Raw genomic sequence first — 9,499 nt, forward strand, 5'->3', positions numbered from 1 at the left:
ACACACAGCGAGTATTACTGCAACAAAACAAGCGACAGTTTAATTTCTGTCGCTTGTTATTACTCTCGCTTGTTATTACTCTTTATTCTGTTTTTACGGGTTGCCACCCAACTATTGACATTGAGCCATAAATGTCAATTCATCAGCAAAAGTCGTTTTGTAAAGGTTACGGATTGTAGGCTGACCAGTTACCGTTTGAGTAAATCTTGCCGACACTCACCGTGAGATCAGCAGTTTGATTTGCACCATTGTTGCTGAAAATCACATTTGTTGCACCTGTCGGCACGGCTATACGGTAGACACCGTCACCGACACTTTCCATTGCTTTTCCAGGCCATTTACCTGCCATATCGGTTGCGGTACTGTTCCAGAAGTATGCATAGGTGTAGCCTTTTGCGTAGACATAAACAGTTGTGTGAGCTGTTGTCGGTTCAACGCTGTAATTTGTCCAGTTACCGTTTGAATAAATCTTGCCGACATTCACCGTGAGATCAGCAGTTTGGTTTTCGCCCTTATTACTGAACACAACATTTGTTGCACCTGTCGGCACGGCTATACGGTAGACACCGTCACCGACACTTTCCATTGCTTTTCCAGGCCATTTACCTGCCATATCGGTTGCATCACTGTTCCAGAAGTATGCATGGGTATAGCCCTTTGCATAAACATATGACTTGCCGACTGTTGTCGGTTCGGTTGTGGGAGCAACCATTGTGGGCTGTGTTGTAGGTACTGTCGGTTCTGTTACGGGAGCTGTTGTGACCTCTGTTGACGGTTCCGTAACAGGCTCTGTTGCAGGAGTTTCCGTTGTTGGTTCGGTTGCGGGGACTGTCGGCAACTGACTCGGATCAACATATGTACCGCAGTAACCGCAATTTTCAAACTTTGCAACATAGCATTGAATCAGGGTTGCGTCCTTGATTGAGATTGTGTTATCCCTGTCAACATCTGCCGCAATGAGGGCATTGTTTGTAAGATTTTCAAGCTTTACGATATGCTTTTGAACGAATGTTGCATCGCTGACATCTATTCTTCTGTCAAGGGTTGTATCACCCATAAGAATCATATTATCGGGTATATCCGTGTTGTAATACTCGAACATATAAGTATTGTTGAAGTCGTTGTAATCGTTTGCCTTTGAGATTACCCTGACTGAAACAAAGCCTGTGTCATCAACATATGACTTATCAAGCGGAACAGTTATCGTAACGGGGGTATTCTTTGAAACAAAAGGAATGTTCTGTGTGAAGTAAACCTCGTTTGTGTTTCTGTTATAAACCTCAAGAGTTGCAGGAGAGTCATAGCTGAATCTGTTGTACACAACAGCCTTGATGAAGTTTTCGTCGCCGTCAATATACTGTTCTGCACTGACCGCCATATCGGTATAACCGAGGGGGATATCATATGATGAAGTGTACTTTGCCTTGCTGTCTGTTACGGTAATTGTTATACAACGGTTTACAATCTGTTCGGGTGCTGTGAACGGAACGCTGAACTTCTCGCTTGCACCTGCAGAGAGTGATTTATCTGTTGTTGTATATGTACCGAGTACAGTACCGTCATAGTTCTTTACCGTAAAGGTGAGGTTGCCTGTCGGTTCAAAGCTGTTGTTTGTTACAGATACATCTGCTTTGGCTTCCTTGCCTGCGTTGATTTCGCTGTAGTCAACGCTTGCATCTGTAATTACAGGTTTTGAAACAGAGTCGGCAATTGTTGTAACAAGCTTTGACTCTGTGTTCATATCGTCATCAATTACCTTCGAATCATAATATGTGAATGTAAGCTTGCCGTTAATGTACTCCGGCTCAACATTTTCAATGTAGTTGTCGGATGAAACAAGTGTTACGGGATTTGACCATGTACCGCTTGCCGTGTCAAGATAGAGGGCATTGATTTTGTTCTTGCTCTCTGTGTAAACGATTGCACAGTTGCCGTTTTCATCGTTTACTATTTCAACACCGTTTGCAGCCGAACCTAATATGTTGCAAATCTCCGTTTTTGCCTGAGACTGAACATCATACTGCATGAGAGTTCCGTTTTCGTACCAAACTACAACGGATTTGTTAAGAACTTCGCCTGTTGAGATTGCAGTTTCAACATTTTCTGCAATTACGTTTGTTTCGCCTGTGGCTGTGTTGCAGACACAGATTGTCTTATCGTCTGTTGTCGAAAGGTCACCGTCTTTGTCACAGGTGTAAACAACATATTTTGACTTTGAGCTTTCGATAATATCACAGTTGATTACCGTGTCAACATTCTGTGCAACAGCCTGTGGCTGTGACCACGTTCCGTTAGCAAGACTGCTCATCATAATTGAGTTGGAGCTGTCATTAAAGAACGGATTGTTTGAAGAACTGTTCATCCAAATTGCTGTGGGAACACCGTTGATGTCTTTAAGAACAGGGTTTGCATCGTATGTACTGTTGTTTGAAATGCGTGTAAAGTTTTCAAACTTGTTAGACCAAAAACTGAACTTTGCAGAATATACATCAATGTTCTTTACTGTATCGGTAATTGAAGAATCTTCCGAAAGCTCTGTGTTACTCTGGGCATAAACAAGATAAATCTGATCTCCACTTACTGCAAGTGAGTACGACATATCGGCATTTTTGTTGTCATCAAGCTTTGATGCTTTTGACCACTTGCCAGTTGTTGAATCGTAAACGCTGTAGTAAAGTGCGAGTGCATTTGCCGAATTTGTTGCATTTTCGTCAACACTCTGGTAAACCATTACCGCCTTGTCACCGCAGGCTGCAATCTGTGGCTTTGATGCGGAGTATGCATTGTCAAGCAATGCCGTATTGCCGTTGCCGGACTCTATCTCGTCATTCCAACCCGAATTGTAGGACAGCAATTTATCATTTATGTTGTATTTGTCGGCATCATATGCCGCTGCAACAAGCTCGGAATATGCTTTGGCTTTTTTATTTGCATCTCGGTCGTAAATAGTCGTGCTACCCGACACAATAGGGAATTTTTCGGAATAGAACAACAGCTTGACATACAAACCAACTTCACCGCTCAATTCAACGGTTCTCATTTCAAATGTTTTCCAGATGTCAATGCTAAAGCCTAATTCCGCACTACCGTAAATTCCGGCTGAAAGGCAGTTGACACCAATGCCTGCCTCCAAATCAACTCCGAGGTCGATTTTTAAATCCAAGTAGTCAAAGCCATAGGTGTTGTCCTCGTTGTTATATGCAAAAGATGCCTCTGCACCTACACCAAGGCTAAATCCTACTTTCATATTGACAGGAATCCAAGCTATAAAGAATTGACTTTCATATTCACATGCAACAGACACACCGATAAACAGCTTACTCTTTGCAAGCTCTAATCCGCCGTCATCTCTTACATTAAATTCAAGAGCACCCATAAGTGAGAAATCAAAGGACGGGTTCTTATCGAACTTAATTCCCTTAGCCTTACTTGCGAGAAGGTCTTTGTACTCACTTCTGCATTTTTCGACTACTTCGGTGAATGCTGTGTGTCCTTTAAGGCTCTCATAGTCCGTATTATCGCTTGAGTCATTCTTTTTGGTCGGATCTTTCTTTTTGATATTTCCGTTTTCAAGTTCCTTTTCAATGTCAAAGTTGACACCAACGGTAACTGTACTCTCAGATCTGTTATATTCATAAGAAAGTCCGAGTTTATCTGTGAACTCAAAATCGAACGATACACCGTTGAGCCAATCAAAAGAAGAATCGCTGAAGAACAGTGAACCCTTTTCGGGAAGTTTTACCGAGATATCGTCAGTAAACACTCTTAAGGAATTGATATTGAGTTTGGTCTTTTCAACTTTGCCTGATTTTAATGTTACATACATATATACAGAGTCGCCATCTGTGAAGTCCGAGGCTGTATAAGTATTTGTATAGATATATTCAGATGAATTTACTTTTCTGCTGTTTGCAGTTAATGCTTTGTCATTCTGAACAATATCAATTTTGGAAACCTCGCCGTAGATTTTTGATGAGAATGTTATATTTGCGACACTGCCGTCTTTATTCTTAGCATTTGTTCTGATTGTTGCCTTTGAATTCAGAGCGTCTTTGCCGTCAACATTGACATTGACTACGGCAAATTCACCAACACGGTAAAGCTTAACATTTGTGTGACTGCCGAACTGAACTCCCTCAAAGTACATATCCGTATATGAGTAGTAGCCGTCAGCAGTAACTTTTAAGTAAGCCGAGTCGAGGTCTTTTCTGTCCTCTTCCTTGATGATAACTCTTCCTTCGCCGTCGGTTTTATATATAAGGTCGGAGTTAAGTTCGACGGTTGCACCCGATATCGGGTTGCCGTCCTTGTCCTGAACATAGAATACATACGCTCCGCCCTCCTCGGGAAACTTTTCAAAATACTTTTCGAGGAAGTAATCTACATCGTGAAGCGAAACCTTTGCGTTTGCACCCATTGACGAAACATCGTCAATTATGTTGTCAATGTACTTGTACGAACCGCCAAGCTTTGCATAGCAATGGTAAACAAACTTTTCATTCGGATTAAGTGTTGTTCTCTGCTTGTCCATTTCATATGAAGTGCCGTTTGCATCAACATATTCATCGCAGTAGGACTCGTTGAGTTTTTCCCACTTAAAGCCCTCAAGAGCAAAGTCACCCTTGTTTTCAACAATGATATTGTAGAACACTTTACCGCCGTAGTTATGATTTGCTGCCTCAATGTCAACATCAATTGTTGACGCATCGTGAACCTCAATCGGATTATCGGCTACGAATTTTGCGGAAATCGGTTCGTTGAAATATGAGAGCATTCCGAGGAAGTCGGCTGAGACATCATATGTACCAGCCTTGTCACCTCTGAGAATCCACTTGATTGTTTTCTGAGTCTGTCCCTTGATTTCATCAATATAGACAGAAGCCTTTGGTTCTGACGAATTTGTCTTTACAACGCTGAGGCCGTCAGGAACATTAAGTGTAACCGTGTTGTCAAGCAAGCTGAAATCACTTGACGCATGATTGATAATGTGAAGTGATACGCTGAAGAATTCTTTGAGATATGAGAACTCAACAGGAACATCAATATAAACGATTGTCGGATCTTCAAGACTTGATGAACCCGAACCTGAACCCGAACCTGAACTTCCGCCTGAACCGCTGATTACACAAGGAGTAAGTTTTCTTGTGCCTGATGATGTTTTCACATAAATCGGATCCGATTTTGCGGTTTTACCGTTCCAATAGATTACCGAATGAATCGGTTCACGCTCATAAACGAGAGTTACATTGATTTTTACAACATTTCTGTTTTCGGCGGCATTGATGTCGATGCCTGCCGCAACAATTTCATCAAATGTCATTTTGTGAATTTCAAATTCACCCGTAACAATCGGTTCGTTGACAAGAACGAGTGTTACACAAGTTTCCTTGCCTGTAACAGAAATATTCTGCTTAACGGGGAGGTAATCTTTTTTGTATGAAGATACAATGTGAGTACCAATCGGAGCTTCAAACACGGCAAGACCGTTTGAATCGGTAAATGCGTGCTGCTGTTCTTCCTCACCGAGATCGATATAAGCGTCTGTGTTTGGAAGAACATTGCCCTTTTCGTCTTTAAGCAATACATTGACTGTGCCGACAAGCTCTCTGCTTGTAACTGTAATTTCCTTTGTCAGCTTGGCTGTGTTGCCGTCACTGTCAGTTACGCTGACAGTAACTTTGTACTTGCCTGTCTTATCGAAAATATGGAGTGTTTTGCCCCTTTCGTTCTTTACAACGGCTGTGCCGTCACCAAAGTCAAAGCTGTAGCTTACAATTTCGGTATCATCTGTTGAGCCTGTTGCGTCAAACATATACTCACTGCCCACTACAACTGTTGACTGACAATCGAGTACGGGAACGGGAGCAATTATGCCCGACACCTTAACAAGTTTGCTTTCGGCACTTGATGAGTTTTTAGCCTTGTCAAAAGTCTCAATCTTGTAGATTACGCTCTTGTCGGAAACGGCAATTTCATTATCGTTGTAGGTGTATGAATTCTTTCCGCTTTCAGCCATTACGGAATCGTAAAGCACATATGACTTGTCATTTGCACGCTTTCTATATATATAGAAGTGAGAAAGATCATCTGCATCACAAGACCATGTAAGGTTGAAGATATTATCGTCTTTTTCAACAAGCTTTACATCCTTAATTTCGGGAGCATCCTTGTCAATTGTGTAGGTTGCGATTTTTTCATCAGCCTGATTGCCCGATGAATCGCTTGCCGTAACCTTGATTGTAACCTCTGTGCCGCTGTTAAGCTCATCAAGAGGGAGAGCAACCGTTGCGGTACAGTTATTCTTTGAGTTACCTGCAATTTCTTTGATTGTCTGATATGAACTGAAAAGTCCGTTTGTTTTATACTCAATTTTCAGGTTGCTGAGTTTTGCATTATCCGATGCGGCAACCGTGACGGAGTTGTTGTTATTACCTATTCTTGCGCCGTCAACAGGTGAGAGATCATAGATAACAGGCTTTTCGGTATCGTCCTTGACTTTGCATGATACAACCTCCGACTGTTTGCCGACATTGCCCGCAAGGTCAACAGCCTCAACCTTATAGTAGTAGGTAGCACTGAAATCTACATTTTCATCATATGTATTGACAGTCTTTACATTGTTTTTCAAAAGGGTAAATTCACCGTCAGCGCTGTTGCTCTTGTACACTCTGTAATAAGCAAAGCTGTTGTCGTCTGTAATTGCATTCCACGAAATGTTTACGAATGACGAACCTCCCTCTGTTTCACCCGATGATGCCGTAACACCTGTGGGCTGAATCGGAGCTGTTCTGTCAACAACATATTCGTAGCAGGTAAGGTCTTTATCCTCGGTCACATTGCAGTAGCTGTCATAAACCTTTGCCCTTACAAAAACAGAACCTTCCTCATAGTTTTTGAGGTCAAGTTTGCAGTCGAATGTGCATTTTGCAGACTCGCCTGTTGCCTTTATTTCGGAAACCGTTTTCCAGCTTTCCTTGTCTGTTGAAGTCTGGATTTCGATTGATTTTACTCTGTAATCATCTTCTGCTGTGAATCTGAGGTTGATTTCGGATTTGAAATAACCCGGATCGGGAGTAATTTTTGTTACCTTTGGACAAATTGTATCCTTCAAAGTTGTAACTGTAATTTCTTCCGAAGGAGTGCCTCGGTTTGAACGCTTGTCATAGCCGATTACACGGTAAACATAATCGTGTTCGGGAGTAAGACCGCTGAGGTTTACACCGAGGTTTGTGCTTGTTCTTGAAATGCTCTTCCATACTCCATCAGATTGTTTGCATTCAACAACGAAGTATGAAATATCATCGTCCGAAACATCGCTCCAAGAAAGTGTTGCCGTTGTGCCGTCAACTGCAATACACTTGACATTCTTGACCTGTTCGGGACCTTGATTGTCGCACATATATCTCTGTTTTGGAGAATAGGTGAAGTTTCCGACAGCGTCATAAATTTTTGCAACAACATACACAACGCCGTTCGGCATTACTGTCGTGTCGATGTTCTGCGAGTAAGAACTGCCGTTATGCTCGTCAATAAGAGTCCAGCTTTCAAGAGGAGCTTCGGGATCGGTTGAGTAGTAAAGCGCTGTTTTTGCAACGCCCACATTATCGTTGCCGACTACCGAGAACGGCTGTTTGCCGTAGATATAGTTGTTTGATGCAGGAGTCATCTTGATAAACTGCGGAGGGATTGTATCATTAATCAATCCTGCCGAAACGATGTCATATCTAAGACTTTCCTGACCGTAAGCGTCCGTACCTACGATATAGTAATAATAAGTTACATTTTCTTTAACTTTTTTATCATTATAGCTTGTTGTGTCACGATTTCTGATTTCGCTTAAAAGTTCAAAATCTGTTTCGTTTTCTGCTCGCTTGTAGATTCTGTAAATCTGAGTGTCATACTCAACGGAAATCTGCCACGAAAGCGAGATGTAGGTTTCCATAGGAGTTATGGTAACCTCGTCAATAGGTGCGGGGTGAGTTCTGTCAACATTCACCTTGATGTCTTTGTAGCTTTGACCGCCGTCCTTGTCTGTGAACACGAAACGGAGAGAATATTCGCCCGTTACAACATTTCTAAGCGACCAATAGCCTACATAGTCAACACCGTTTGACTGAACATTTGCATTGCAAGCAGACTTCCACTCCTTGCCGTCACGGCTGAACTGAAATTCGCCCTTACCGCCTGTTTTTGAAAGGTTGCTTTCCATTGTTGCGGTAAGCTTAATTTTGTTAAGACCGCCGATATCGGTTTTATTGTTCGGGAGGGTAATGCTCTTTACGGAAGTGCAGGCAGGGGTTACGCTGACAGTTTTTTCCTCTGAGATGACGCCCTCTTTGTCAACGGCAACAACACCGTAAACATACTCTTCACCGCTCTTAAGGTTGATGTCGGTGTAGGTCTGATCTGTCGTTTCATCATACTTTGCACCGTTTTTATAGATTATGTAGTGATCAATAGCGTCATAACCGTTCGGCTTTTTCCATGACATTGTAACGCTGTTGCTTGAAACAGCCGACGCCTTGAGGTCAACAACATAATAATTGTCATGAATAAACTTGATGTCAACATTGCTCATACCCTTAGCATACTCATGACCGTATGTGTCTTCGTAGCAATATACGGTGAGGTTGCTGTAACCTGTGAAAGCTGATACATTAATACTCTTTAAACCTTTACCGAGTACTAATTGTTTAAGTTTGTTATTATTATAGAAAGCATAACGTCCAATAGTTTCAACATCGTTTCCGATATTTACAGTTTCAAAGGCGGACTGCTGAAAAGCATAGCTGTTAATTGTTTTGACACCTGTACCAAGTGTTACCGATTTGAGGGCATAAATACAATAAAACGCATAGGAATCAATAACAAGACCGTTACCCGTTATATTGAGTTCAGTAATTGCAAAGCAATTATAGAAAGCCTTACTTCCAATTGATTTCAGATTGTCACCCGTAAATTCAATGGTTTTAAGCATTCCGTGCCCATAAAATGCATAATCGCCAATTGTCTCTAATCCTGATCCAAATTTAACTCTCTTGAGAATACTTTCTATATACGAACCAGATGTTCCGTTACTCAGGCGCGAAAAAGCACCTTCACCGATACTTTCAAGACTGTCAGGAAATTCTAAACTTTCAAGTGATTTACATGCCGTAAAAGCTTCATCTCCGATTGATTTTACCGCATTACCAAAGTTAACCTCTGTTAATGCAGGACAATTGTTGAATGCATAAGCACCGATTGCTTTTTGTACGGTATCACTGTCCTCAAAAACAACCGTTTCAAGTGATTTACAGTTTCTGAATGCACCTGTACCAATAGATTTAACATTTTCTCCGATTGTTACTTTTGTAATGTTTGGAGAATTGTCAAACGCATAATTAGCAATACTTGTAACCGTGTCGGGAACTGCAAATTCCCCCGATTTGCTCTTAGGATACAAAACAATTGATGTTTTTTCCTTGTTGAGCAACGCACCGTCAACACTTGAATAATT

1 protein-coding gene is annotated in these 9,499 nt (G+C 41.7%); it reads right to left on the reverse strand.

What is annotated here, in order from left to right:
* Positions 1-166: 166 nt before the first annotated feature.
* Positions 167-9,475 (reverse strand): leucine-rich repeat protein, encoded by a 9,309-nt coding sequence (locus WMO31_RS09260; protein ID WP_367999579.1) that lies wholly within the window; start codon positions 9,473-9,475, stop codon positions 167-169.
* Positions 9,476-9,499: the final 24 nt, after the last annotated feature.

Source organism: Ruminococcoides intestinale (genome assembly GCF_040095935.1).
Taxonomy (GTDB): domain Bacteria; phylum Bacillota; class Clostridia; order Oscillospirales; family Acutalibacteraceae; genus Ruminococcoides; species Ruminococcoides intestinale.